We start from the raw sequence: 25,525 nt of genomic DNA, 5'->3' as shown, positions 1-25,525 counted from the left end.
TGCGCCCATACATGAGCTTGAAAGTTTGTGTACATTTTTTGCGTCTGCCGCACGGCAGGCGGTAAACCCACAACCACGGAAGGAGCACCCTTCATGTCGTCCGACAGTTGCCACAGTTCCCCTTCGGAACCTGACAGTATACGTCGCACCACTCTTTCCACGCCCATCCGTTCCCGCCGCTGAATATATTCCTGCGGGTAACGCCTTGCGCGTGTCCCCGGAGGATTTATGGTTCTGCGCTCTTTTTTGCCGCATGGCATTGCCGCGCCCATTGGCCGGTTGTTTTTCCGCCGCAAAGGCCACACCGCCGCTTCCCAGTCTGCTGCGGGCGATCTGGTTCGCCAGGCCGCCATACGCATGCTCGACGCTGCCCGCGTTGAGCCCGACGAAGCCTTGCAGTCGTTCAATTCTTCGCCCGATGGGCTCAGCAAGCCCCAGATACACGACATGCGCCACAGGTTCGGGGCCAACGTGCTTGCCGCCAAGGGCAAGGACAGCCTGCCCAGGCGCCTGTTTGCCTCGTTTATCAATCCCTTCAGCGTAGTGCTTCTGCTGCTGGCCTGCATCTCGTTTTTTACCGATTATCTGCTGGCCGCTGCGGACGAAAAAGACCTCACCGCCGTTATCATTGTGGCGGTTATGGTCTGCATCAGCGGTGTGCTGCACTTTGTGCAGGAGGCCCGCTCTGGCAATGCCGTGGCACGGCTTGAATCGCTGGTTAAAACAACCATCGAGGTTGTGCGCGATGGCGAAGGCAAGGAACTGCCCATCGCGTCGCTGGTGGTTGGCGATGTGGTGCGCCTGGCCGCTGGCGACATGATCCCCGCAGACATGCGTATTTTGCGGGCCAAGGACCTTTTTGTCAGCCAGTCTTCGCTCACCGGCGAGAGCGAACCGGTGGAAAAATTTCCGCACGCGCTGCAAGCCGATGTGGCCGCCACCTCACCCCTCGAATGCAACAATCTGGCCTTCATGGGCAGCAACGTGGTCAGCGGTGCGGCCTATGGCCTTGTGCTTGCCGTGGGCGGCGCTACGCTTTTTGGCTCGCTGGCCCGGCAGATTGCCGCCACATCCACACCCACCAGCTTTGAAAAAGGCGTTAATTCCGTTTCGTGGCTGCTGCTGCGCTTTATGGCCTGCATGGCGCCGGTGGTATTTTTCGTCAACGGTTTCTCCAAGGGCGACTGGGTAGAGGCCGGGCTTTTTGCCCTTTCCGTTGCCGTGGGCCTCACGCCCGAAATGCTGCCCACCGTGGTTTCTGCCAATCTGGTGCGCGGAGCGGTATTCATGGCCCGCAAAAAGGTCATTGCCCGCCGCCTCAATGCCATCCAGAACCTGGGCGCCATGGACGTGCTGTGTACCGACAAGACCGGCACGCTTACCCAAGACAGAATTGTGCTTGAATACTCGCTCGACATCCACGGCACGGAAGACGCCCGTGTGCTGCGCCACGCCTTTTTGAACAGCTGGTTTCAGACCGGCCTCAAAAATCTGCTGGATGCGGCCATTGTCAACCATGCCGACGAGCTGAGCATGCAACCCCTGCGCAAGGAATACAGCCTGGTTGACGAAATGCCCTTTGATTTCAGCCGCCGCCGCATGAGCGTGGTTGTGGCCGACACCACGGGCAAAACCCAGATCATCACCAAGGGCGCGCTGGAAGAAATGCTGACTGTCTGCGCCTATGCCGAATACAACGGCCAGGTGGAGCCGCTTACCAGAGAGCTTCAGGAAGAAATCCTCGAACGCGTGCGCCGGTACAACAGTGACGGCCTGCGTGTGGTGGGCGTGGCGCACAAAACCATGTCTGCCCCCGGTGGCGTTTTTTCCGTGGCGGACGAAAAAGAAATGGTGCTGCTGGGCTATCTGGCCTTTCTTGATCCGCCCAAGGATTCGGCCCCCAAGGCCCTTGCCGCCCTGGGCGAGCACGGCGTGCGCGTCAAGGTTCTCACTGGCGACAACGACGCCGTTACCCGCAGTGTGTGCCGTCAGGTGGGGTTGCCGGGCAAAAACATTCTGCTGGGAGCGGAAATTGAGGACATGGACGACGCGGCCCTCAAGCTGGCTGTTGAAAAGGCCGAAATTTTCGCCAAGCTGAGCCCGCGCCAGAAGGCACGCATTGTAACCTGTCTGCGTGGCAACGGCCATGTGGTGGGCTTTATGGGTGACGGCATCAACGACGCCCCGGCCATGAAAAACGCCGATGTGGGTATTTCTGTTGATTCTGCCGTGGACGTGGCCCGCGAATCGGCGGGCATTATTCTGCTGGAAAAAGACCTTACCGTGCTTGAAGCGGGGGTTATGGAAGGCCGCCGCACCTATGCCAACATCATTAAATACATAAAAATTACTGTCAGTTCCAACTTTGGCAACATGTTTTCCGTGCTGGCCGCCAGCGTGTTTCTGCCATTTTTGCCCATGACACCTTTGCAGATTCTGGTGCTCAATCTGCTCTACGATGTTTCGTGCACGGCCATGCCGTGGGACAATGTGGACGAGGACTTTTTACGCACGCCCCGCAGCTGGGATACGGACAGCATACGGCGTTTCATGTTCTGGCTTGGGCCCACCAGCTCGGTCTTTGACCTCACAACCTACGCCCTGCTGTTCTGGGTGATCTGCCCGGCTGTGGTTCCCATGCCCGCTGGCGGCTGGCACGCCCTGGGTACGGCAGATCAGGCCAGCTTTGCCGCCCTGTTTCAGGCTGGCTGGTTTGTGGAATCGCTGTGGACACAGACCATGGTTATCCACATGCTGCGCACGCCCGGCGTGCCTCTGTTGCACAGCCGCGCCGCATGGCAGGTCACCCTGCTCACCGGCCTTGGCGTTGCCGTGGGTACGGCCATACCCTTTACCGGGCTGGGGCAGGGACTCGACATGGGCGCGCTGCCCGCCGCTTATTTTCCGTGGCTGGCGGCTGTGCTTGTGGGCTACCTGACCCTGGCCACAGTGGTAAAACGCGCCTTTATGCGCCGCTACGGCACGTGGCTGTAGAGCTATCAACGCGCAAGGCGGTCAGGGTTTACCCCTGACCGCCTCGTTGCACATAAAGCAGCCGCGATTTCAGCGTTTGCTGTCAAAAAAATCCTTCTGATCCTTCACTCCGTACAAAAACGCGCCCCGGTGGTCGGCCACTTCGCCCGCGTACACGGCCTCGGCCTGTGCGCCGCCTGCTGCCTCTGTATAGCCCACGGCCAGGGTGGCCACATAGGGCGGCATCACTTCGTCCACCTTGCCATAATAATACCGGCAGGGCGTGGCCGAGCGCCACATGAAGGCCTGATTTTCGCGCAATCTGCTAAAAAATGCGTCCATCCCGGCAGAAGACCGGGCAACCACATCCTTTTGCACGAGGTCTGCGATCTTGCCCGGTATCTGTGGTTGCAGCTGTTCCCACCCGGTTTTGTTTGCGTAAAAGTCGCGGCAGGCCGCCTGGTATTCAGGCTTGATGACAGTCTGCGGCAGGCCCGGCATGTCGTAATAGTACGCATAGGAATGGGTGAACAGTATAACGCTGCCCGCAAGCCACACGGCGTCGAGCGCCGTGGGTTTATTAATCCAGCGGGTCAGCAGCAGATACAGGTCGGCAGGCGTTGCTGCCGTGGCAGCGGCCTTGACGGGTATGTTCAGCGATTCGAGCCGGTGGCGGAACTGCTGCGTGCTCCAGCTGCCCTGCGACCAACCGCTGAGATAGAGACCTTCTTCTTCAATACCCATATCGGCCAGCACCGCGCGCGGCAAACAGCATATCCATGCAGGCCTGAATTGTGGCCTCGCGTACCATGTAGCTGTCTGGCTCGTCTGAATCACCCTTGCCAATGTAGTCTGCGGCGATCACCACATAGCCGTTGCCAGCCATCTGGGCGGTGATAATACGCGTTTCGTCCGATTCTTCTGGCCGCGAGGGAACCGCCGTGCGGGTAAAAACCGTGCCGTGCTGGTACGAAACCACAGGGAGTTTCTTTTGTGCTGTTTGCGGTACGGCCACAAGGCCAGAAGCAAGGGTGGGCTTGTTGCCCAGCTCTGGAATGACAGTTGCGTACTGCACCTTGTAGAGGCTTACAGCATTGGCTGCCTGCGGGTACTGAACCTTGAAACTGCTGAAGGCTGCCACCTCTGTTGTCAGTATCCTGTTCAGCCTTTCAACGCTGTAGTCGCCCAGGTGCGTATAGCGCACCCCGGTGGACACGGCCTTGTAGTCTGCCGCCGCCGCACTGCACGCCACCAGCATAAAAGCCATGACAAATAACAGGGTCTGCCGCATAAAGCCTCCACTTTCTGGGTTACTTATCGTTCACCATATCCATACGCCTGTATTTTGCAAGCGCTCATGCCTGATCAGGTTTTTGAGTGTGTGCGATTGCTGCGACAACTCGTTTACAGCCAAACAACGCAAGAATACCCCGCTTTTGGCGGGGCATTCTTGCGCGGCCCAAGGGCCGCAAATTGGAGCCTGATACTCTGGTCAGGCCTTTTCAACCTTTATTGCTGATCACTATTTACCCGACTTCATGTTGGCAATAAGACCGCGCAGCACCTGGGCCTGCTGGGCCATTTCGGCCACAGCCCCGGCAGAATGCTGCATGGCGGAGCTGGTTTCCAGCGAAATACGGTTCACGTCTTCGATGGAACGGTTGATCTCGTCGCTTGTGGCAGACTGCTCTTCTGCTGCCGTGGCAATGGACTGCACCTGTTGGGCGGTGGCATCCACCAGCTCCACAATTTCGCGCAGCGCCGTGCCGGACGTGCCCGCGAGCTCGGTGGTCGAGTCGATCATGTTCACCACCTGATCCACGTTGCCCACATTTTTGCGGGTTCCGTTCTGGATATCGCGTATGGCGTCACCCACTTCCTTGGTGGCGGTCATGGTTTTTTCTGCCAGCTTGCGCACTTCGTCGGCCACCACGGCAAATCCGCGCCCGGCCTCGCCAGCACGGGCCGCTTCAATGGCGGCGTTAAGGGCCAGCAGATTGGTCTGGTCGGCAATATCCGAAATAACGCCCAGTATCTGGCCTGTGCTCTCGGCCTGTTTGCCAAGCGAGGTCATCTCTGTTTTCAGTTCCACAGCGCTGGTCTGAATGCGGCTGATATCGGTAACCACCCGTGCCACCACCTGTGCGCCGCTCTCGGCCTTGCCCTTGGCATTATGGGCAGAATCCGCAGCCTGACCGGCATTGCGGGCCACTTCAAGCACCGTGGCGTTCATCTGCTCCATGGCGGTGGCTGTTTCGCCCACGCGGGCCGTCTGGCGATCGGAACCCCGGCTGGCCTGCTCCACCTGGGCGGCCAGTTCTTCCGAGGCAGATGTCACGGCTTCTACCACGCCCTCAAGCGCCGTAGCCGCGTGCAGCATGCCCTCTGCCTTTGCATTTTCGGCGGCAATGCGGGCGGCCTCGGCTTCTTTTGTCGCCTGCGCCGCACGTGCCGATTCTTCCTGTGCGTGGGCGCTCTTTTCGTCTGCTTCGGCTATCTTGGCCTTGAGGCTGACCACCATCAGCCGCAAGCTCTCTGCAAGGCTGCCGATTTCATTGCGCAGATTGATGGACAACAGGGAGTTAAGATTGCCGCCCGCCACGCCCGAAGCAAAATTCTGCAACTGCCGCAAGGGGCTCACAACCACCTTTTCAAGCGCAAACAGACAGATACCCACCAGTGCCAGAATGGTTATGGCCCCAAGTATCAGCATGGCATTGCGCTGCGCTATGGCCGGAGCCTCGACTTCTGCCCGGCTGAGGGTTACGCCCACGCGCCAGCTCCAGTTGGGAACAGACTCCCAGGCCACCAAGCGCTGTTCGCCGTTGAGCTCGTACCCAACCCCACTGCCAGATTCGGCCCTTACCATATCGCGTATGGCGGGTTCAGAAGCCAGATTCTTGAGAAGAAGCTCACTGTTGGTGTGGCTGATCACAACACCCTGTGGCGAAACCACAACCACACGCCCCGTCGTGCCCATGGACATGCTGTTGAGATTTTTTGACAGCCCGTCGATATCGTATGAAATACCCACGCCGCCAATGGCCTTGCCATTGTCGTCAAAAATGGGCGCAGCAACACTGACTATAAGTTTGCCGGTGGCGATACTCTTGGTGGGGGCAGAGCTGAAGCCCATCTTGCCTGCCAGCGCGGCCTTTATGTATTCGCGCTCAGCCAGGTCGTTGACCTTGCCCAGCTTTCCCTGGGCGCAGATGATCACCTGTTTGCCCGAGGCGTCGAACAGATAGAGCGTGTTAATTTCGGGCGCAGCCTGCTACATGGCAGACAAAAAAACTTCCGCACCCTTTTTGTCTTCTCCCGTAAGCAGAAACTCCCGCAGCCTCGGCGGCTTGGAAGCGCCGTTGACGAACATGCCAAGCTGGGTTCCAAAATCGCCCAAGGACTTGGCTACCGTGTCTGCTGCCAGATCCATCTCGTGGGTGCGCGCAGAAAGGGTTGCCTCGTCCCCCATGCGTGTCACCACCACAACCAGGGCCGACTGCACCGCCAGTACCACGAGGCTGATGACCAGCAACATGGCCGTTCTGATACTGCGAGAAAACATAGGATGTCCTTTTCGTAAATGCCGTCTTCGTGAGCAACGCCCAACAGGCACTCTCTGCCTTGCGGTTTTAGCGCAGGGAGGAAACAGGCCTCTTTTTAGTCCGACCCAGAATCCTGGCATACCGGCCAGCCACCGGGGAACATGGCGTTCCATCTTTTCCGTCAGGGGTTGCCATACAAAAAAACGGCGGCGCAACAGGTTGCACCGCCGCTACCGATAGTATCGGCTCGTATAAAAATAACTTTATTTTTTCTGCAAAGAAAGCCTTTCCGCCACGGCATCTGCCCCCATACGGGCAAACTCGGCCACTTCGCGGCCCTTGCGGGCGCTTTCGGGCAAGAGCAGCTCGGGCTTGTTGGCCAGGCTTTTATCTGGCGCAACACCGTATTCGGGCGGGAAGGAATCGTTGAAGTACATATCCTGAAAACCGGCAAACTTGAGGGCGTGGGCAGTTGCGTCAAGCACGGCGTGCTCGTTACCGCTGATAAGTCCAAGGGTCTTGGCGTTCACAAGGCCCGCAAGGCATTCACCGCCCTGGGTGCAGGCAATGTGGCCGTGACGGTTGGCCATGATCATGGCATCCATGATCTGCTGTTCGGTCACGCGCACCACCTGAAAGGCCTTTTCGCCGCCTTTTTCCACAAACATTTCGGCCAGTTTGCGCACACGCGGGAAGGACACGGGGTTGCCGATCATGGCGGCCTGGGCAACGCTGGGCGTTACCGTTACGGGCTGCCAGTGGCGGGCATTCTTGGGCGCATCATAGTAGCGCCACACGGGGTCGGCATGCTCGGACTGCACACCAAACACGCGCGGCAGCGAAGTGATAATGCCGAGTTCCAGCATTTTCAAAAAGCCGCACATGATGGCCGTGATATTGCCAGCATTGCCGATGGGCACAAAGAGGCAAAGATCTTTCATGTCCCAGCCGTACCACTGTGCGGTTTCGTAGGCATAGGATTCCTGACCGAGGATGCGCCAGCTGTTCTTGGAATTGAGCAGGGCCACGCGGTAATTTTCGGCCAGCAGTTCAACCACCTTCATGCAGTCGTCAAACACGCCGGGCAGTTCCAGCACGGTGGCTCCGCTGCCCAGGGGCTGCGAAAGCTGCTGGGGCGTAACCTTGCCGTGCGGCAGCAGCACCACGCTTTTGAGCGGCGCGCCCACATACGAGGCGTACAGGGCCGCAGCCGCCGAGGTGTCGCCGGTAGAGGCGCACACGGTCAGCACTTCGTCCCACTTGTTGCGGCGGCACAGCCACTTGAGATAACTGAAGGCGCAGGCCATGCCGCGATCCTTGAAAGAGGCGCTGGGGTTCTGCCCGTCGTTTTTGTAGGCAAAGGGAATGCCCACACGGTCGCGCAGGGCCGGTGCGGCCTCGATGATGGGCGTGATGCCCTCGCCCAGATAGACGATATCGTCTTCTTCAAGCAGGGGGGCAAGCAGCTCGTAAAACCGGAATATTCCCCGAAGCGCAGTGCTACGGCTGGCAGAGCGGGCATCGAAAAGTTCGCGCCACTCAGCGCCGCTGCGTTCTTTCAGTTTGTCAAAATCCAGGTTTTCCAGCAAAAACACACCGCCGCACTGCGGACAGGTGTACAGCAGGCTGTCGCCGGGGTGACGTGCGCCGCAATCAAGACAAACATACTCCATGCGGCCGCGATAGGCCGGAAAATCCGCATGCGCCATGAGAGAAACTCCTTGATAAGTGCATCGGGCAAACAGCCTTGCCGCAGGCTGTCTGCGCAGCCTCCGCCACAAAAACATTTTGCGGCAAAAGGCCCATACTGGCATGTACAACAGCAGGGTGACCGCTGTCGTAAATTTGCAGGCAGCCTGAGCTAGCCTTTATCTTCCTGTTTTTCAGCGTGCTTGCCCTTGAGCCAGCTTTTTTCTGTTCCTGCACGCAGCCGGGCGATGTTTTCCTTGTGCTTCCACACCACCACGGCGCACACACACAGGGCCAATGGCAGCCAGACCCACTGGCCGGTAACGGCCACGGCCACGGCCAGCGCCACCACCAGCGTGAGCGAACCCAGCGAAACAAAACCGCTACGCCAGATAACAAGACAGCACAGGGCCGAGGCCGCCAGCAGCTGCCAGAAAGCCAGGGGAAGGAACACGCCGATGCTTGTGGCCACGGCCTTGCCGCCCTTGAACTTCATGAAGCACGAAAAAACGTGCCCCAGCACGCAGGCCAGGCCCACCACGCTCACAAATACGGGCGAGGGATTGATGCGAAAGGCCAGCCACACGGGCACAGCCCCCTTGCACACATCGCAGGCCAGGGTGGCCACACCCCAGCCAAAGCCGCACAGGCGGGCCACATTGGTGGCCCCGGTGTTGCGGCTGCCGCTTTCACGCGGGTCTATGCGGCAAAAGGTTTTGGCAATCACCAGCCCCCACGGCACAGAGCCAAGCACATAGGCCAGAGCTATCCACAATACTTCCAGCATAAACTTCTCCGCTGCAAGCTCTTGAAAATCCGGGCACATATCTTGCCCGCCACCCAAAAACAACCCAATGAAAAAACTTCTTTCCGGCACGGTGCGCCACGCCGCTTGCGGGCAGGCCTCAAAGCGGCCTGCGGGGATACGGCCAGCGGGGAAGCGGCACAGCGGAAATACGGCGGGCCTAGTCTGCCGGAACCGCTTCCAGAATCATGATTTCGTTATACAGGGGCTGCACCTTGCCAATGCGCACGTCCACGGCAAGGCCGGGGTGCGCCCGCTCGTCAAACATCCGCCTTTTGCCGCGCACAAACATGCCCTGTTCGGGCAGGCTTACGGTGACAAAGGCGTCGTTTTCTTCTGTAATCACGCCGCTCCACCATACTTTGTCGCCCTTCTGGCGAAAGAACAGCAGCTTCCAGTAACGCGGACGAAAGCGCTGCACCTGCCCCGCCGCATCCAGCGCGGGAGAAAGCACGTTGAGCAGATCAACCAGCTCGGTTTCTGTCCAGCGCGGCTGCCCGGTGCGAAAGTAGTGTACCAGCTGCTCCTCGTTGACCAGATCGGGATAACGCCTGAGCGGCGAAGTAACAGGCGTGTAGCGCGCAAGCCCAAGGGCGGCGTGCGGGCGGGCCTGCACCTCAAGCCCCGAAGGCGTGAGCGCGCGCATGATGCGCGTCATGTCCTGCGGGCTTGTCCAGATACCGGCGTATTCCTTGGGCAGGGCCACATCCTGCACGCGGTGCAGCATGGCCACTCCGTGGTCAGCGGCCCACTGGGCCACAGCGGCGCTGGCAAGAATCATCATTTCGGCCACCAGCATCTGCGCGTCCGAAGCCTGATAATCCAGCCCAACTTCAACGCGAACCTCTGCCCCTTCGCCTTCAAGACGAATTACGGGGTCGGGCCGGTCCATGATCACCGCACCGTCGGCAATGCGGGCAGTCTGGCGCTGACGGGCCATGGCAAGGCCCATGCGCAGCTGCTCGGCAAAGGGCGCAGCCGCGTTCTGCGGCAGGGCCTCGCCAGCGGCCTGGGCATCGAGCACGGCCTGGCTGTCCACATAGGTAAGATTGGCGGCAAGGGTGCTTTGCACCACAGAAATTTCGCAACCGCCAAGCGTGCCGTCTGCCGCCACATGCACAAGCACGCGCAGGGCCGGGCGCGCCTGACCGGCCAGCAGGGAATAGGCATCTGTGCCCAGCACCTCGGGCAGCATGTGGCAATCGCCCTCTGGCAGGTAGATGCTGGTGCCACGGTGCAGCACAAGCTTGTCCAAGGGCCCGCCAAAATTCCAGAACAGCGAGGGGCAGGCCAGCATGAGCGTTAATGCCCAGCCGTCGCCCTCTGCCGCAATATGAAAGGCATCGTCCACGTCACGGGTGGTGGCGCTGTCTATGCTGATACAGGGCTGGTCGCAGGTTTCAAGGGCTGCCTCGGGCCACTGCCGGACAAAGGCGTTTGCTGGGTCGCAACCCGCAGCGGCCAGGGCGGCGACCTCGTCGCCACAGTCGGCCCACCACGTATCGCCAGAGGCGTAGCCCGCGCGGTCGAGCCAAAAATTGTAGTGGGCGGGAACCTTGCCCCAGGCCACCAGCAGTTGCAGGGCCAGGTGCGGCACATCGGGCAGACCCTTGCTCAGGGTACGCCATATGTTTTCGTACACCTGACTCTCTGGGTCAACCATGCGTGAAAAAAGAACTTCTTCAAGGCGCTCGGCCACTTCCTGCGGCGGCCAATCGCCAAGAGCCGCACCCTCGATCGGGGGCTGGGGCAGCTCGCGCTTGCGGCAGACAACCTCCCACAGCAGACGCAAAAAGGCCGCACCGCCAGCGGCCAGCGATTCGCGCTCAAGGCGGGTTTTTTCCTCTACCAAACGTTTTTCAACCATTTCGGCAGAAAAAACCTGAAAATCCGGGGGCTGAAAGCGAAAATGACTTTTGCAGGCCAGCAGGGCACGGCCATAGGCAGAAACATGGTCGGTGTTGGGATCACTTTCAAACAGCTCGGCAAACCAGCTGGCAGGGGCCATTTCAACTTCGCCCTGCGCCAGTTCCCACACGTCCATGACGGGTATCTGGGCGGCCAGATCTTCACGCGATTTTTTGTGCGCTTCAAGCAGGCGCACGGCGTCTTCGCGCCCCATGTCTGCCGCGTGCAAAGGCCCAAGCCAGGGCAGCAGGCGCGAGGAATTCAGGCGCGTTTCCCTGCGGTTGGGCAAAAGCAGCCGCAAACGACCGCCGGCCTCTTCAGTGACCAGGGCAATCTGTACGGCGTTGCCTTCCATATATTCAACCACGCAACCCGGTGCCGGGTAGCGCACACAATCAGACATGCCCGCTCCTTCAGAAAAAAACGCGCGCCCGCTCCCCTATAGACCGCCGCGCTTGCAGCCAAAGACATTCCTTTATTTTTGGCCTTCTGGCAAGTGTTGCCGGGGCCGGGGCGCGGCGCATACTGGACGCAGAGGCTGTAAACCGCTATATTAGCGGCTTACGGCAACAATTTTTACCGCGCGGCCACCGCGCGACAGGGCGGACACCCAATGAGCAACATTATCCACCAAACTGGAGGCAGCCGTACCCTGGTCATGCAGGAGCCGGAAAAACCGCAGCTCTACCGTGAGCTTTTCCCCTATACCAGTGTGTGCCGCACCTCGTTTGACGAGGTTCTGCTGTCACCCCGACCGGCAGAACAGATGCGCATCACCGACACGACCTTTCGCGATGGCCAGCAGGCCCGCCCCCCCTATACGGTCAAGCAAGTGGCCAAGATGTTCGATTTTCTGCACAGGCTCGGCGGAAAAACCGGACTCATCACTGCCTCGGAATTTTTTCTGTACTCGGCCAAAGACCGCAAGTGCATTGATGTGTGCCGTGCCAGAGGCTACCGCTTTCCGCGTGTGACCGCCTGGATTCGCGCCACCAAGGATGACCTCAAGCTTGCCCGCGACATGGAATTTGACGAAACCGGCATGCTCACCAGCGTTTCGGACTACCATATTTTTCTCAAGCTGGGCAAAACCCGCCAGCAGGCCATGGATATGTATGTGGGCATGGCCGAGCAGGCGCTGGAATGGGGCATTATTCCCCGCTGCCATTTTGAGGACGTGACAAGAGCCGACATTTATGGCTTCTGCCTGCCCCTGGCCCAGCGGCTCATGGATCTTTCGCGCCAGAGCGGCATGCCGGTAAAAATTCGCCTGTGCGACACCATGGGCTACGGCGTACCCTACCCCGGCGCGGCCCTGCCCCGCTCGGTGCAGCGTATTGTGCGCTGCTTTACCGACGAAGCCGGTGTGCCCGGCCAGTGGCTTGAATGGCACGGCCACAACGACTTCCACAAGGTGCTGGTCAACGGCGTAACTGCGTGGCTCTATGGCTGCGGCGCGGTCAACAGCACGCTTTTCGGCTTTGGCGAACGCACGGGCAACACCCCGCTTGAGGCCCTGCTGGTGGAATATATTTCGCTTACGGGCGACGACGCCGCAGCAGACACCACCATTTTGAGCGAAGTTGCCGAGTTCTTTGAAAAAGAACTGCACTACCGCATTCCCCACAATTATCCCTTTGTGGGCCGCGATTTCAACGCCACAAGCGCGGGCGTTCACGCCGACGGCCTGGCCAAGAACGAAGAAATATACAACATCTTCGACACCAACCATCTGCTTGGCCGCCCCGTGCCCATCATCATTACAGACAAGACGGGCCGCGCCGGTGTTGCCTACTGGATCAACGCCAACCTGCATCTGCCCAACGACCAGCAGGTGTCCAAAAAGCACCCCGCCGTGGGCCAGATATACGACGCCATCATGGCCGTGTACGAAGAAACGGGCCGTACCACCAGCTTTTCGCACGAAGAAATGGAAGCCCTGGTGCAACGCTTCATGCCCGAACTCTTCGCCTCCGAATACGACCACATGAAGCAGCTGGCTGGCGAGCTTTCGGCCAACATCATCATCCGCCTTGCCCGCAGCAGCGATCTGCTCGACTTCAGCAAGCATGCCTGCGCGCGGCTTGATGAATTTGTACGCGAGTATCCCTTTATCCAGTACTGCTACCTTACCGACGATCAGGGCAAACTGCGCTGCTCGGCCATCACCGACCCCGTTTACCGCGAAACCTACGAGGCACTGCCCATCGGCTACGATTTTTCGGAGCGCGAATGGTTCAAGATGCCCATGAAAACCGGCGATCTGCACATCATGGATGTGTACCAGTCGCACTTTACGAGCAAGCTCATCATTACCGTTTCATGCGCGGTTACAGATGAGAAGGATAACATCAAGGGCGTCATTGGTGTGGACATCCAGCTTGAACTGCTTCTCAAACGCGCGCGCGCACTTCAGCAGGAAGTGGCCGCAGCAGACGACAGCGACAACGACTAAGGTAAGGAAAATTCATGAACAAGAGAATCTACTGGATCGAAGGCGACGGCATCGGCCCCGAAATCTGGAAGGCCGCGCGCCCTGTCATTGAAGCTGCCCTGGCTGCCGAAAACACTGGCATCAAGCTGGAATGGACAGAACTGCTGGCGGGCGACAAGGCCGTGAAAGAAACCGGCTCGCCCCTGCCTGAAGAAACCATGCAAACCCTGCGCACCGCAGAGCTTGCCATGAAGGGCCCCCTGGGAACCCCCGTGGGCACGGGCATACGCAGCCTCAACGTGGCTCTGCGCCAGGGGCTTGACCTGTACGCCTGCATCCGCCCGGTGCGGTATTTTGAAGGCCTTGAAACGCCCGTCAAACACCCCGAACGCGTCAACATGGTTATCTTTCGCGAGAATACCGAAGACGTTTACGCCGGTGTGGAATTTGCCGCCGAAACCCCCGAAGCCCGCAAGCTCATCACCTTTTTGCGTGAAGAACTGGGCGTGAACAAGGTGGGCGACTCTGCCGCCGTAGGTATCAAACCCATGACAGAGGCAGGCTCCAAGCGCCTGGTGCGCCGCGCCCTGCGCTTTGCCCTTGACCAGAAGCAGCAGAGCCTCACCCTTGTACACAAGGGCAATATCATGAAGTTTACCGAGGGCGCCTTCCGCCAGTGGGGCTACGATGTGGCCGCGCAGGAATTTGGCGACCTCACCTGCACCGAAAAGGAACCCGTGGCCGGGCGTCTTGTGGTTAAAGACCGCATTGCCGACGCCATGTTTCAGGAAGCGCTGCTGCGCCCCGAACAGTACCAGATTCTCGCCACGCCCAACCTCAACGGCGACTACATCTCCGACGCGCTGGCAGCGCAGGTGGGCGGCCTTGGCCTGGCCCCCGGTGTCAACATGTCGGACACGCTGGCTTTTTACGAAGCAACCCACGGCACTGCCCCCACCATTGCGGGCAAGGACAAGGCCAACCCCGGCAGCGTCATACTGTGCGGCGCGCTCATGCTTGAGCACATTGGCGTGCCCAAGGCCGCTGAACGCATCCGCTCTGCCGTGAGCAAGGCCATTGCCGCCAAGGCCGTTACCGAAGACCTGGCCGCCCAGGTTCCCGGCGCGCGCACTGTGGGCTGCGTGGAGTTTGGCGAAATCATCGGCGCAAACCTGTAGCATAACACGGCGCAGTGCTGCCCGGCTTGCCACACTGTGGCCCGCTGTGACCCGCTTTGGGCGTAGCGGCATGGGTACGGTCAGGGCTGCCGCCGATATTTTTTTGAAGCATGGGGGAAAGGGAGTGTTTTACGGCTCTGCCGTTGGGCAAACCATCGGCGGGCGCAACCGCTGGCACTCCCTTTCTTCCATCTGTACTGCCTTGAATGAAGGACGCACCATGATCTCGCTGGACAATCTGCTGCTGTTTGTGCCCATGGCTGCCATTCTGGTGATGCTGCCGGGGCCGGATTTTGCGCTTATTGCCAAAATCTCGCTCATGAATGGCCGCCCGCAGGGTCAGGCCGCCGCAGTGGGTGTGGCCCTGGGCATCTGCGTTCACACCACGGCGGCCATGCTGGGCATTTCGGCCATCATTGCCCAGTCGGTGCTGTGGTTCAGCTTTCTCAAATACATTGGCGCGGCCTATCTGGCGTGGCTGGGCATTCAGGCCCTGCGCGCCGCGCAGCGTGCCGGTCAGCCTGTGAGCTCGGCGGTGGTCAAAACTGCCCAGCCCGATGCCGCTTGCTCTGCACAGCGCCTTGATATGCGCCAGTGGCTGCATTTCTTCGGTCAGGGTTTTTTGACCAACGCGCTCAACCCCAAGGCCGTGCTGATTTTTTTGACATTTCTCCCCCAGTTCATGGACCCGCACGCACCGCTTGCCCCGCAGTTTTTAACGCTGGGCAGCATCATGTCGGGTCTGTGCCTGTTCTGGTATGTGCCGCTGGCCTACATGCTGGGCCGCATACGGCACATTTTTGAAAACAGCCGCTTCCAGAAGTGGATGCACCGCTGTACGGGCCTTGTGTTCATTGCCTTTGGCCTCAAACTGGCCACGGCGCAAGCCGGAGCAGAGTAGCGTTGAGAACATGCGTTCGCAAAGTTCAAGACGCGCACGTTCCGGCTCTTAACAGCGCAAGCAAGTAGCGCTTACGCCTGCAATGCGGGCATCTGTTCACGCAGATGCCAGAGTATTTCAACTTTGCAATACTCTAGTTAACCCGCGTCGCGCCAGCGACCCGCAAACCCCTGAAGGTCTGCCATGATCGAAATTGTCAACAGTTCCGTGGTAATCGATGCCAACGGCATCACCATGGCCGAAGAAGCCCGCGCCAAGGGCGTGGATATTGAAGCCGCCCGCAAAAACAGCCTCTCAGCACGCATCCTTGCCGCGCACAATACCGGCAAGGATGAGGATGTGCTGCGCATCCGCTTTGATGCCATGGCCTCGCACGACATTACCTACGTGGGTATTGTGCAGACGGCCCGCGCCAGCGGCCTCAAGGAATTTCCCGTTCCCTACGCGCTGACCAACTGCCACAACAGCCTGTGCGCGGTGGGCGGCACCATCAACGAAGACGACCACCTCTTTGGCCTCTCGGCCGCGCGCAAGTACGGCGGCATCTTTGTGCCCCCGCATCTGGCCGTTATCCACCAGTATGTGCGCGAAATGATGACCAAGTGTGGCGGCATGATTCTGGGTTCAGACAGCCACACCCGTTACGGTGCGCTGGGCGTCATGGCCATTGGCGAAGGCGGCCCCGAACTGGTCAAGCAGCTGCTGGGCAAGACCTACGATGTCACCAATCCGCAAAAGGTTGTGGTGTGGCTCGAAGGCACGCCCCGCCCCGGCGTTGGCCCGCAGGACGTGGCCCTCGCCATCATCGGCGCGGTGTTCAAGAACGGCTTTGTGAAAAACAAGGTCATGGAATTCATGGGCCCCGGCGTGGCGGGTCTTTCTGTGGAATACCGCTGCGGCATCGACGTGATGACCACCGAAACCACCTGTCTTTCGTCCATCTGGACCACCGACGACAAGGTGCGCGACTACATGACCATGCATGGCCGCGCCGAAGACTACGCCGAGCTGCGCCTTGAAGGCCCGGCCTGCTATGACGGGCTGATCCGCGTTGATCTGGGCCGCGTTGTGCCCGTGATCGCTCTGCCCTTCCACCCCAGCAACGTGTACCCCGTGGCCGAAGTGGCCAAGCACGGGGCCGAACTGCTGGCCGAGGTGGAAGCCGAAGCCCTGCGCCAGTTTGGCGACGCGGCCAAGGGCCTGAACATGCGCGCCAAGGTGCGTGACGGCGGTGTGTGGGTTGATCAGGGCATCATTGCCGGCTGCGCGGGCGGCAACTTTGAAAATATCGCCCTGGCTGCCGCCATTCTCGATGGCAAATCCACGGGCAATCAGGCCTTCAATCTGGCCGTGTACCCCGCCAGCGAACCGCAGGGCCTCGCCCTCGTCAAAAACGGCGCCACTGCCAAGCTCATGCTGGCAGGCGCGGTGATGAAAACCGCCTTCTGCGGCCCCTGCTTTGGCGCTGGCGATACCCCGGCCCACGGCGCGCTCTCCATCCGCCACACCACCCGCAACTTCCCCAACCGCGAGGGTTCCAAGCCCTCCAACGGTCAGGTTTCCACCGTGGCCCTCATGGACGCCCGCTCCATCGCCGCCACGGCAGCCAACGGCGGCCGCCTCACCCCGGCCACCGAGCTCGACTGGTCTGCGCCCGCGCTGGCCAATGCCGACCTTTCGTACACCTTTGAGCCGCTCATCTACCACAGCCGCGTGTACAACGGCTTTGGCAAGGCCGAGCCCACAGCAGAACTTGTGCGCGGCCCCAACATTGCCGACTGGCCGAGCATGAGCCCCCTGCCTGATCATCTGCTGCTTGAGGTGGTGAGCGTCATCACCGACCCCGTCACCACCACAGACGAGCTGATTCCCTCTGGTGAAACCTCGTCCCTGCGCTCTAACCCGCTGAAACTGGCGGAATACACACTTTCGCGCAAAGACCCCGGCTACGTGGCCCGCGCCAAGGCTGTAAACGCCCTGGAAACCGCCCGCCTCGCCAACCCCGCTGATGCCGATCTGCTGGCCAGGGCGCGCGGCCTTTTTGCCGCCTGCGGGCTTGATGTGATGCAGAACGCAAGCGACCTCAAGCAGGTGGGCTTGGGCTCCACCATCTTTGCGGTCAAGCCCGGCGATGGCTCTGCCCGCGAGCAGGCGGCCTCGTGCCAGAAGGTGCTGGGCGGCTGGGCCAACATGGCGGTGGAATACGCCACCAAGCGCTACCGCTCCAACCTGATCAACTGGGGCATGCTGCCCTTTATCGTTGATGCCTCGCTGGCCGACAGCCTCAAGGTGGGTGACTGGCTGGTGGTTCCCAACGTGCGCAGCGCCGTGCAGAACGCCGACCCCACCTTCACCGGCTACGTGGCCACCGAAGGCGGTCAGGCCCAGCAGATCAGCCTTGCCCTCAAGGAACTGACCAGCGACGAACGCAAAATCATCCTCGATGGCTGCCTGATCAATTTCTACAATAGTTAAACGATGGATTTGCGGGGGAGGCCCTTTCACCTGGGCTTCCTCCCCCGCGCTTTCATCCGCTAAATCCTGTATTCCGGCATCTTGAGTGGCTGTCCGGGCCATTCAAAATTGCAAAAGGCCTCTGGGAACTGCTCCACAGAGGCCTTTTTTCGTTGAGAATACGCTGGCAAAAAGCTTACTTGGCGGCTTTCTTGTCTGCCTTTTTGTCGGCTTTTTTGTCTGTCTTGCTGTCTGTCTTGGTGTCGGGCTTGGCGTCTGTTTTGACGGGCGCGGGTGCGGCTTCTTCCGGCACGGGGTTCTTCTCCAGCTCCTGCGTTATGGCAGCCTTGAGCTCTGCACTGGCCGTGGCATCGTTCAGGCCAGCACGCAGATGTTCTGCACCACGCTTGGGGTCTTCAAGAAAATAGATGTACAGCACGCCAAGGCTGTAGCGCACAGAGGCCTCGTCCTTGATCTTGAGCACCTTTTCAAGCGCCTCGGCGGCTTCCTTGTGGCGGCCCTGACTGTGCTGGATAATACCCAGCAGATACAGCGGCTTGGAATTGCCCACATCCATGGTAACGGCACGCTGGGCAAAGGTTTCTGCCGCATCCCAGTTCTGCGCGCTGACCAGATGTTCAATAAGATGGATAAGCGCCCCAAGGTCTTGCGGATTCTCCGCCACCTGACGCATAAGCTTGCCCACTGTCTGGGCGTCTTCGCCAGCTTCACCCGCAGGCATGCCCTGCTGCGGGCGGGCCGCAACCGTGAGGTGAGGATTCTGGAACCGCGCCTTGAGCGAGGCAAAAAGCATGATGCAAAAGCCCGCAGCCAGCAGAATGATCAGTATGCGGGCTGAGAGGCCACACTTGTTCGTATCAGTCATGGTTGAGCATCTCCATCTGGGCAAGCCGGGCGGCCAGAGAACGCTGGCGCGCCGCCATAAAGGCCATGTACGCGCCTATGCCGATCCACACGGCGGCATTGGCCATGATAACCCAGGTCAGTGTATCCATATTTCCTCCGTAGGGAGTGAACGGGTTTCTGTCAATCTCTTGCAAAATCAGGCATCAAGGCTGTTTTGCGTCAGAGCGTCCAGGCGGTCGCGCAGGTCAAGCTGACGCTTGCGCAGCCACACCAGGGCTGCCCACAGCAGGCCAAAACAGCCCACGCAGGCCATTACCGTAAGGCGCATTTCCGGCTCCAGCCCGCCGCCCTTGCTGCCAAAAACAGCGGGGTGGATGGAGCGCCAGATGCGCGCCGACATAAAGACCAGCGGCACATCCAGAAAGGCCACCACGCCTACCACTGCGCACACCGTATTGCGGCGCTGCGGCGGCAGATCAAGCCCGCGCAAAACCAGATAGCCCGCGTACACGAACCACATGATCAGGGTGGTGGTAAGGCGCGGATCCCACGTCCACCACACGCCCCACGAGCGGCGGGCCCACAGCATGCCCGTAACCAGGGCAAGGCCGCCCAGCAGCACGCCCACCTCGGCGGCGGCAGCGGCCAGCCGGTCGGCGGCCAGATTGCGCCTCCACAGATAGGCTACAGAAGACACAAAAACCACAAAAAAGCTCACCAGCGCCCACCACGACATGGGCAGATGGATGTAGAATATTTTTTGCGCCATCCCCAGGGTTGCTTCCACAGGAGCGTAGGCAAAAACCAGCCACTGACAGGCGGCAAAGGCAATGCCCCCCAGCAGGGCCAGAATCTGCGGCAGCGCCGAACACTTGGGCATTACTCGTCCCCCGCGTAGATGTATCCAAACAGTAAAAGCCCCGCGCCGAGAAAAACGGCGTCAAAGGCGGCGGCTATGCCAAGCCACGCTCCCGGCCCATCAGGGTTGGGCGCGCCAAGTGCCTGTGCTCCCACGCTGATACCCGCCAGCAACAGCGGTGTCAGCAGCGGAAACAGCACAATGCTCAGCAACGATTCGCGGGCGGCCTGCCCCTGCGCCAGCGCCCCCAGCAAGGAGCCCAGGGCGCACATGCCAATATCTGTCAGCACCAGCGCCAGCAAAGCCTCCGGCAGCGGGCCGCCAAGATCCTGCCCCAAAAAGACAACGGCGGCGGGCAAAAACACTATCTGCGCCAGCACCAGCAGCGCCAGCCCGGCGCAGCCCTTGCCAAGCCACACGGCCTGCACGGGGGCTGGGCACAGCAAAAGCCCGAGGCGGGAATTGTTTACTTCTTCCAGCGCGTAGAGCTGGTTAAAAATCAGCACCTGACAAAAGGCAGAGCTTATCCAGAACACGGCGGCTGCGCCCTGCGGAGCCATACGCTCGCCGATGCCCTGCGACAGGCTGAACACAAAGAGCAGCAGCAGGCCAAGCAGCAGGGCCTGCACAAGGCCGCTGCCCCGCGCCAGCGTGAGGGAAAGATCCTTGCGGGCCATGGCAATCATCAGGCGCAGCATGCCGGGCCTCCCTGACTGTCGGGGCGGGCGGCAGCCTGCTCCCCTGCCGGGCCAAATCCGCCAAAATCGGCTGGTGCGCCATCATAGGCCAGCTTGCGGTGTTCGAGCGCCAGCAGCCTGTCGGCCAGGGGCGCGTCGCCCGCGAGATCATGGCTGATAAGCACCACGCAGGCCCCGCGTTGCCGCGCGGCTGTTATCTCGCGCCGCAGCAGGGCCAGCGAGGCCACATCAAGGCCCGTGCCGGGTTCGTCCAGCAAGAGCACGTCGGGGGCCTGCATGAGCACCCGCGCCAGATTGAGGCGCTGCGCCATGCCGCGCGAAAACACACCCGCCCGCTCATGGGCGTGGGCTTCGAGCCCCACGCGGGCCAGCCCGGCCATGATGTCGTCGCGGGTCAGCTTGAGGCCGTAGGCCTCGCGCCAAAAGGCCATGTTCTCCACCGCCGTGAGGCCGGGGTACAAAAAGGTGGCGTGGCCCAGGTAGCCCACGCGGGCCTGACCGGCCACCTTTGCCGCACCCGCACTGGGGCGCGAAAGCCCGGCCATGATGCGCATGAGCGTGCTTTTGCCCGCACCGTTGCCGCCCACCAGCAGCGAAACACTGCCCGCAGCAAAGGCGCAGCTTATGTCTTTAAACACAACCTTTACGCCATAGACCTTGGCAACGCGCACAAGTTCCAGCAAAAGGGGCCTCCTGCGGCTAGGCCGCACTGTTCTCGCTGTCTGGCTCTGCAACGGGATTCTTGCGGCGGCGCAGGCCCACAAGCGGCACAAGACACATGATGGTGCCGCCTATCCACAGCCAGTTGACCAGCGGTTCAACGCTGACCTTGACCACTACCTTGGAATTTTCGTCCAGCCCCAGCAGCGAGGCGTATATTTCGTTGCCCAGACCGGGAATCACGTCCACTTCCGAAAACTGCATGCTGCCAAACTTGTCGTACAGGCGGCGTTCGGGCGCTACAACGCCCAGCGACTTGCCATCCTTGAAGATTTGCAGCTGTGCGGCGATGTATTCGTGGTCGGCGCGGCGGCCCTCGCCCAGATCAAGCAGGGTGGCAGTGTAGCCGCCCACGGTGGCGCTTTCGCCCTTGGCGAGAATCATTTCGCGGTCGGTGGTGTAGGGGCCGGAAAAAGCAATGCCAATGGCCACCAGAGCCATGCCAAGGTGTGCGCCCAGAGCGCCCACGGTAACGGGCTGCGCGCGGTTGGCCTTGTCGGCCAGCAGCATGACGGCTCCAAGCACAATACCCACAGCGGCAGAAGCGCCCGCCAGGGCAGTGGGCTGGCGATAGCCAAGCGCCCAGATAACCACGGCGCTGACAACAACACCGCCAATCACAACAAATAAGCCTTTTTTATTGCGCAGGCCGCCACCCCAGCCAAGCCACGGACAGGCGGCCATCATGAGCACCAGCAGCGCGCCCAGGGGCAGGCACACGCGGTTGTAGAAGCGGGCATCAAGGCCGCGCGGCGCGGCAGACCACAACTTGCTGATAACAGGCCACATGGTGGCAACCAGTATGATCACGGCCAGCGCCAGCAAAACCCAGGCAACAAGGGTCAAAAATCCCTCGCGGCTTTCAAGGCCCGCCAGGGGCTTGCCGGTCTTGGGCGCGGCAAAGGGAATCCACAGCGCAATGGCAAGGCCGCCCAGCACAAAGATGGTAAGGGGCGTGCCCACGCTGCCGTCGCCAAAGGCGTGTACAGAATCAATAATGCCGCTGCGCACCAGATAGGTGGCAAAAAAGGCCGAAACCGTGGTGAGCACCATCATGGAAACATTGACGCGACCAAGCTTGCCCCGGCGGTCTTCAACAATAAGGGTATGCAGCGAGGCGGTGGCGATCAGCCACGGAACCAGAGAGGCGTTTTCCACCGGGTCCCATGCCCAGTAGCCGCCCCAGCCCAGTTCCATGTAGGCCCACCACGCGCCAAGCACTATGCCCGCCGTAAGAAACAGCCAGGCCAGAATGATGAAGGGCCGCGAAAGGCGAAACCACGCCCCCTCGGCACTGCTCTGGCCCGAAAGACACTGCGCCAGCGCCAGACAGGCGGGCACGGCAAAGCCGCCATAGCCAAGGAACAGCAAGGGCGGATGAAAGATCATGCCGGGGTTTTGCAGCAGGGGGTTCAAGCCGTTGCCGTCTGCCGGAACAGGCGTTTGCAGCACAAAGGGGTTGCTCCAGCTGGTGAGAATAAGGGCAAAAAAGCCCATGATGATGTAAAAAAAGCTCCAGTACCACAGGCGTGTGGGGCGGCTGAGGTTTTTGTACGCCCGCGTGAGGGCAAAGGCGCTGCCGCTCAGGCCAACGGCCAGCCCCCAAAAGAGCATGGAACCGGGCTGCCCGGCCCAAAAGGCCGTGAGGCGGTAAAATACCGGCAAAACGCGGTCGGTGTAACTGGCCACATAGGCCACGCTAAAGTCGTTCCAGAACAGGGCGTGCAGCAGCAGGGCCGAGGCCAGCAAGAGTGCGCCACTGATGACAAGGTGGGCTTTTTCCACCACGGGCAGGGAGTCTTCCCGGTTTTGCCACAGTTGCAGAAGGGCCAGACCGCCGCCGCCAAGGGCGGCCAGCAGGGCTATCAGTTGAAGAGCAAAGGCAAAAACGTACATACAACTCCTTTATCCCACCAGGGGCGGCCCGCCCTGCGGCGGGGAGTGCTATCATTTGTGCATCAAAAGGCCCTGCGGCCCAGGTATTGCGTCATCAAAACCCGGCAGCCGCGCCGTAAACCAACAGCAGAGGCAACGGGCGCGAAAAAAACGGGCAAGTGCAAACACGGCAACCACGCCCGCAACCAAAGACAGGCAAAAGGCCACAGCCCGGTTACCCCGGCGTGCAGCCTGCCAGCAGTGCTAGCCCCGGTTTTCTTTCTGGTATTTTGAGGGGCACTTGGTCATGAGCGTTTTGGCCTGAAACCGGCCCTCCTGGCCCATGCCGCCTTCAACAATAACTTCGGCCCCGGCCTTGAAGGTATCCGGCACTGCGCCGGAATAATTCACTTCAATGGTCTGGCTGGCGTTGTCCTTGTCTTCAAGGCGAAAGCTCACACCGGGCGCGCCCCGGTGCTTTTCAATTCCCTCTTCGGCAACAGTACCAAAAAGCCGCGCCGCCACGAGTTTATCGGGCGTTGCGGCCTTGGCTTCCGACACATTCAGAAAATACACGCTGTTTTCAGAAAAGCCGGAATATGCAAGATAGCCCACCCCGCCCAAAAAGAGCAGCAGCGCGGCTATGTAGATGCCTGTGTTTTTTTTACGGGCCATGCGTTTCTCCTGAAACATTGAGCCATGTTTGTGCTGCCCGAAAGGGGCCATGGCCTTTGGCCTGCCCTGCCGCAAGTGCAGAAAGGCCGAATCTGCCGGGCCTGGGCTTTTGCCCTGGGCTGCCCGGCCCTGATTTGCTCGAAACCCTACGCTATTTTACCCCTGCTGACAAGATAGGAATTATTTTTATTAGAAGTATAAACCAGCAGGCGGGGCAGCTTCTGTGACTGTAGTCACACCCCGCTCAAGGATTTGGATTGGAAGAACGGCAGGCCGGAGAGATTGCAGCACGGGCTGCTGCCGCTGGGCCCACCGGGCCGCGCAGATCGAAACAGCACCGTAGCGCACGGTTGCCACAGGCTGCCGCGTGAATACCACGCACAAATGCGGCTGCGGTCTATCATAGTATTACAATAAGAATAGCGCCGCAAGGCCCTCAGTAAATCTTTCGGGCCAATCAGATTTTCGCGCAGGGCCAAATTCTCGCGCAGCGCCAAATTCTCACGCATGGACAAATTCTCACGCTGGGCCAAACTGGCGCGTGGGCCAGATTTCGGTGCAGGCCGCATCCCACTAAACGCTGGCCGCTTTCTGCCCTTGCTGCATTTCGCCCGGCCCAGCGCATCGCACCATGCCACCACGCTCGGCGGCTACGCCTGCCTGCCCACGCTCAGCGCCTGCCGCCGCTGACGGGCCAGAGCACGCAGATCATCCACATTGTCGCTTTCGTCCACAATTTCGCTGCCCAAAATTTCTTCAAGCACGTCTTCAAGCGAAACCACGCCGGCAAGCCCGCCGTATTCGTCCAGCACCACAAAAAGATGTACATGCGCCTTGAGCAGATCGTGCAGCAAAACATCAAGGGTCTGGTTTTCAAGTATAAAATGCGCTGGTCGCATTATCTTGCCGAGGGCAACCCCCTTGCGGCCCTCATTCATGCAGCGGCCAAGGGTGCGCCGCTCTACCACGCCCACGATATCCTCGTTGTTGTCGCCGTAAACGGGTATACGGCTAAAGTGCCAGGTGCGCGGGTCGGTGTAGGCCTGCTCCACGGTGAGGTCGTCCGAAAGCTCAAACACCACGGTGCGCGGGGTCATGATTTCGCGCACGCGCTTTTGGTCGAGCGTGAGCACGTTGCGGATAAAGGCTTCCTCATACGGCTTGATGCGCCCCGCCTGACGCGAAAGGCTGGTGACCGCGCGTATGTCGTCTTCTGAAATGACCGGCCCTGCGGGCGGCGGGGCCACCAGCCGGGTAATCATGCTTGTAACCCACAACAGGGGGGTCATCAGCTTGACCATGATGGCAAGGGGCCGAGCCAGCAATACGGCAATGGGCTCTGCCTTTGCCACGCCAAGATTTTTGGGCAAAATTTCGCCCATGGTCAAAATAAGCACCGTAAAGCCCACGGCGAAAACAGACATGAATTCCGAACCGTATACAGACAAAAAGGCCGCGCCCGCCACCGTGGCCCCGGCGGTGTTGGCAATGGTATTGAGGGTAAGGATGGCGGCTATGGGCTTGTCCACCTGGGTGCGCAGGGCAAACAGCAGCTCGCCCGCCTTGCTGCCAGATTTGCGCAGCCGCTCAAGGGTTGACCATGAGAGAGAATAGAGCACCGTTTCAAGCAGCGAACAGGTAAACGAAACGGCAACGGCAATAACAACGGCCAATACAAGGGTGAACATGGCGAAACATCCAAAAAGATTTGGTGGAGCGGCCCGCCCCGCAAAACGCGGGGGGCGCTGACAGCCGAAGTTTAGCCCCGTGCGGGTGTGTTTGCAATCGGCTGCGCGCCTGCCGCCTGCGCGCAGGCAGACACATAACACTATAAATTAAGCGCGTTGCCGTAACGAACTGCGCATTATGGCAGCTATTTAGCGCGATGCATTGCGGATAACGATTAAATATTCAGCATGCTACATATTTACGGCCAGCAAAATT

The 25,525-nt window shown here is 60.2% G+C and carries 20 protein-coding genes; 5 read left to right on the top strand and 15 right to left on the bottom strand.

What is annotated here, in order from left to right; all coding sequences use genetic code 11:
- The first annotated feature begins 228 nt into the window (after window positions 1-228).
- Complete coding sequence (gene mgtA, locus ACE3NW_RS04730; RefSeq protein WP_374280901.1) at window positions 229-2,994, top strand: magnesium-translocating P-type ATPase; 2,766 nt, start codon at window positions 229-231, stop codon at window positions 2,992-2,994.
- A gap of 69 nt (window positions 2,995-3,063) precedes the next feature.
- Here mgtA and ACE3NW_RS04725 read toward each other — a convergent pair whose 3' ends face one another.
- From ACE3NW_RS04725 to ACE3NW_RS04695, 7 genes are all read right to left on the bottom strand, one after another.
- Window positions 3,064-3,741 carry a hypothetical protein gene (locus ACE3NW_RS04725; RefSeq protein ID WP_374280899.1) on the bottom strand — a complete coding sequence of 226 codons (678 nt, stop codon included), beginning with the start codon at window positions 3,739-3,741 and terminating at the stop codon, window positions 3,064-3,066.
- The gene (locus ACE3NW_RS04720; RefSeq protein ID WP_374280897.1) at window positions 3,707-4,264 is read right to left on the bottom strand and encodes a hypothetical protein; all 558 of its coding nucleotides are present in this window, start codon (window positions 4,262-4,264) and stop codon (window positions 3,707-3,709) included. Before ACE3NW_RS04720 ends, ACE3NW_RS04725 begins: the two co-directional genes overlap by 35 nt.
- 231 nt (window positions 4,265-4,495) lie before the next feature.
- Window positions 4,496-6,232, bottom strand: a complete 1,737-nt coding sequence (locus ACE3NW_RS04715; protein WP_374281083.1) for a methyl-accepting chemotaxis protein — start codon at window positions 6,230-6,232, stop codon at window positions 4,496-4,498.
- Window positions 6,233-6,247: 15 nt separating this feature from the next.
- Window positions 6,248-6,538 (bottom strand): hypothetical protein, encoded by a 291-nt coding sequence (locus tag ACE3NW_RS04710; RefSeq protein ID WP_374280896.1) that lies wholly within the window; start codon window positions 6,536-6,538, stop codon window positions 6,248-6,250.
- Window positions 6,539-6,781: 243 nt separating this feature from the next.
- Window positions 6,782-8,227: a threonine synthase gene (gene thrC / locus ACE3NW_RS04705; protein WP_374280894.1), complete on the bottom strand. Its 1,446-nt coding sequence runs from the start codon at window positions 8,225-8,227 to the stop codon at window positions 6,782-6,784.
- A gap of 152 nt (window positions 8,228-8,379) precedes the next feature.
- Window positions 8,380-8,994: a glycerol-3-phosphate 1-O-acyltransferase PlsY gene (gene plsY, locus ACE3NW_RS04700; protein WP_374280892.1), complete on the bottom strand. Its 615-nt coding sequence runs from the start codon at window positions 8,992-8,994 to the stop codon at window positions 8,380-8,382.
- A gap of 178 nt (window positions 8,995-9,172) precedes the next feature.
- Entirely contained in the window at window positions 9,173-11,323 is a 2,151-nt protein-coding gene (locus tag ACE3NW_RS04695) for a ribonuclease catalytic domain-containing protein (protein WP_374280890.1), read from the bottom strand.
- A 210-nt stretch (window positions 11,324-11,533) separates the two neighbouring features.
- On the opposite strand from ACE3NW_RS04695, the gene ACE3NW_RS04690 reads away from it, so the two are divergent.
- The 4 genes from ACE3NW_RS04690 to ACE3NW_RS04675 all read left to right on the top strand — a co-directional run bounded on the left by ACE3NW_RS04690 (window position 11,534) and on the right by ACE3NW_RS04675 (window position 17,908).
- Window positions 11,534-13,375: a histone-lysine N-methyltransferase gene (locus ACE3NW_RS04690; RefSeq protein ID WP_374280888.1), complete on the top strand. Its 1,842-nt coding sequence runs from the start codon at window positions 11,534-11,536 to the stop codon at window positions 13,373-13,375.
- 14 nt (window positions 13,376-13,389) lie between these two features.
- On the top strand, window positions 13,390-14,532 hold the full coding sequence (icd, locus tag ACE3NW_RS04685) for an NADP-dependent isocitrate dehydrogenase (RefSeq protein WP_374280886.1): 1,143 nt from the start codon (window positions 13,390-13,392) through the stop codon (window positions 14,530-14,532).
- Window positions 14,533-14,602: 70 nt separating this feature from the next.
- Window positions 14,603-15,433, top strand: a complete 831-nt coding sequence (locus tag ACE3NW_RS04680) for a LysE family translocator (protein ID WP_374280884.1) — start codon at window positions 14,603-14,605, stop codon at window positions 15,431-15,433.
- 183 nt (window positions 15,434-15,616) lie between these two features.
- Entirely contained in the window at window positions 15,617-17,908 is a 2,292-nt protein-coding gene (locus ACE3NW_RS04675; protein ID WP_374280882.1) for a hydratase, read from the top strand.
- A 175-nt stretch (window positions 17,909-18,083) separates the two neighbouring features.
- Here the strand turns inward: ACE3NW_RS04675 and ACE3NW_RS04670 are convergent, their stop codons facing one another.
- The 8 genes from ACE3NW_RS04670 to ACE3NW_RS04635 form a co-directional block, all read right to left on the bottom strand.
- Window positions 18,084-18,773 (bottom strand): tetratricopeptide repeat protein, encoded by a 690-nt coding sequence (locus ACE3NW_RS04670; protein ID WP_374280880.1) that lies wholly within the window; start codon window positions 18,771-18,773, stop codon window positions 18,084-18,086.
- Complete coding sequence (locus tag ACE3NW_RS04665; RefSeq protein WP_291331746.1) at window positions 18,766-18,903, bottom strand: CcmD family protein; 138 nt, start codon at window positions 18,901-18,903, stop codon at window positions 18,766-18,768. The genes ACE3NW_RS04670 and ACE3NW_RS04665 overlap by 8 nt, the downstream gene beginning before the upstream one ends.
- A gap of 47 nt (window positions 18,904-18,950) precedes the next feature.
- On the bottom strand, window positions 18,951-19,634 hold the full coding sequence (locus ACE3NW_RS04660) for a cytochrome c biogenesis protein (protein ID WP_374280878.1): 684 nt from the start codon (window positions 19,632-19,634) through the stop codon (window positions 18,951-18,953).
- On the bottom strand, window positions 19,634-20,311 hold the full coding sequence (locus tag ACE3NW_RS04655) for a heme exporter protein CcmB (RefSeq protein WP_374280876.1): 678 nt from the start codon (window positions 20,309-20,311) through the stop codon (window positions 19,634-19,636). The genes ACE3NW_RS04660 and ACE3NW_RS04655 overlap by 1 nt, the downstream gene beginning before the upstream one ends.
- Complete coding sequence (locus ACE3NW_RS04650; protein ID WP_374280874.1) at window positions 20,299-20,994, bottom strand: ATP-binding cassette domain-containing protein; 696 nt, start codon at window positions 20,992-20,994, stop codon at window positions 20,299-20,301. The genes ACE3NW_RS04655 and ACE3NW_RS04650 overlap by 13 nt, the downstream gene beginning before the upstream one ends.
- Window positions 20,995-21,010: 16 nt before the next feature.
- Window positions 21,011-22,927 carry a heme lyase CcmF/NrfE family subunit gene (locus ACE3NW_RS04645; RefSeq protein WP_374280872.1) on the bottom strand — a complete coding sequence of 639 codons (1,917 nt, stop codon included), beginning with the start codon at window positions 22,925-22,927 and terminating at the stop codon, window positions 21,011-21,013.
- 243 nt (window positions 22,928-23,170) lie between these two features.
- A complete protein-coding gene (locus ACE3NW_RS04640) occupies window positions 23,171-23,581 on the bottom strand; it encodes a cytochrome c maturation protein CcmE (RefSeq protein WP_374280870.1) in 411 nt (136 codons plus the stop codon).
- Window positions 23,582-24,231: 650 nt separating this feature from the next.
- Window positions 24,232-25,269 carry a hemolysin family protein gene (locus tag ACE3NW_RS04635; RefSeq protein ID WP_374280868.1) on the bottom strand — a complete coding sequence of 346 codons (1,038 nt, stop codon included), beginning with the start codon at window positions 25,267-25,269 and terminating at the stop codon, window positions 24,232-24,234.
- Window positions 25,270-25,525 lie beyond the last annotated feature (256 nt).

It is taken from the genome of Desulfovibrio sp., assembly GCF_041907885.1.
Lineage (GTDB): Bacteria > Desulfobacterota > Desulfovibrionia > Desulfovibrionales > Desulfovibrionaceae > Desulfovibrio.
Note: the sequence above shows the minus strand (reverse complement) of the source record. Positions and strands in the feature narration are given on the sequence as shown.

What these genes read in the sequence shown, in the direction of transcription:
- ACE3NW_RS04675 (WP_374280882.1), top strand. Translation starts at nt 15,617, where the DNA reads ATGATCGAAATTGTCAACAGTTCCGTGGTAATCGATGCCAACGGCATC.
- ACE3NW_RS04695 (WP_374280890.1), bottom strand. Translation starts at nt 11,323, where the DNA reads ATGTCTGATTGTGTGCGCTACCCGGCACCGGGTTGCGTGGTTGAATAT.
- thrC (WP_374280894.1), bottom strand. Translation starts at nt 8,227, where the DNA reads ATGGCGCATGCGGATTTTCCGGCCTATCGCGGCCGCATGGAGTATGTT.
- ACE3NW_RS04665 (WP_291331746.1), bottom strand. Translation starts at nt 18,903, where the DNA reads ATGGATACACTGACCTGGGTTATCATGGCCAATGCCGCCGTGTGGATC.
- ACE3NW_RS04680 (WP_374280884.1), top strand. Translation starts at nt 14,603, where the DNA reads ATGGGTACGGTCAGGGCTGCCGCCGATATTTTTTTGAAGCATGGGGGA.
- ACE3NW_RS04710 (WP_374280896.1), bottom strand. Translation starts at nt 6,538, where the DNA reads ATGTTTTCTCGCAGTATCAGAACGGCCATGTTGCTGGTCATCAGCCTC.
- mgtA (WP_374280901.1), top strand. Translation starts at nt 229, where the DNA reads ATGGTTCTGCGCTCTTTTTTGCCGCATGGCATTGCCGCGCCCATTGGC.
- ACE3NW_RS04660 (WP_374280878.1), bottom strand. Translation starts at nt 19,634, where the DNA reads ATGCCCAAGTGTTCGGCGCTGCCGCAGATTCTGGCCCTGCTGGGGGGC.
- ACE3NW_RS04655 (WP_374280876.1), bottom strand. Translation starts at nt 20,311, where the DNA reads ATGCTGCGCCTGATGATTGCCATGGCCCGCAAGGATCTTTCCCTCACG.
- plsY (WP_374280892.1), bottom strand. Translation starts at nt 8,994, where the DNA reads ATGCTGGAAGTATTGTGGATAGCTCTGGCCTATGTGCTTGGCTCTGTG.
- ACE3NW_RS04645 (WP_374280872.1), bottom strand. Translation starts at nt 22,927, where the DNA reads ATGTACGTTTTTGCCTTTGCTCTTCAACTGATAGCCCTGCTGGCCGCC.
- icd (WP_374280886.1), top strand. Translation starts at nt 13,390, where the DNA reads ATGAACAAGAGAATCTACTGGATCGAAGGCGACGGCATCGGCCCCGAA.
- ACE3NW_RS04640 (WP_374280870.1), bottom strand. Translation starts at nt 23,581, where the DNA reads ATGGCCCGTAAAAAAAACACAGGCATCTACATAGCCGCGCTGCTGCTC.
- ACE3NW_RS04635 (WP_374280868.1), bottom strand. Translation starts at nt 25,269, where the DNA reads ATGTTCACCCTTGTATTGGCCGTTGTTATTGCCGTTGCCGTTTCGTTT.
- ACE3NW_RS04690 (WP_374280888.1), top strand. Translation starts at nt 11,534, where the DNA reads ATGAGCAACATTATCCACCAAACTGGAGGCAGCCGTACCCTGGTCATG.
- ACE3NW_RS04720 (WP_374280897.1), bottom strand. Translation starts at nt 4,264, where the DNA reads ATGCGGCAGACCCTGTTATTTGTCATGGCTTTTATGCTGGTGGCGTGC.
- ACE3NW_RS04670 (WP_374280880.1), bottom strand. Translation starts at nt 18,773, where the DNA reads ATGACTGATACGAACAAGTGTGGCCTCTCAGCCCGCATACTGATCATT.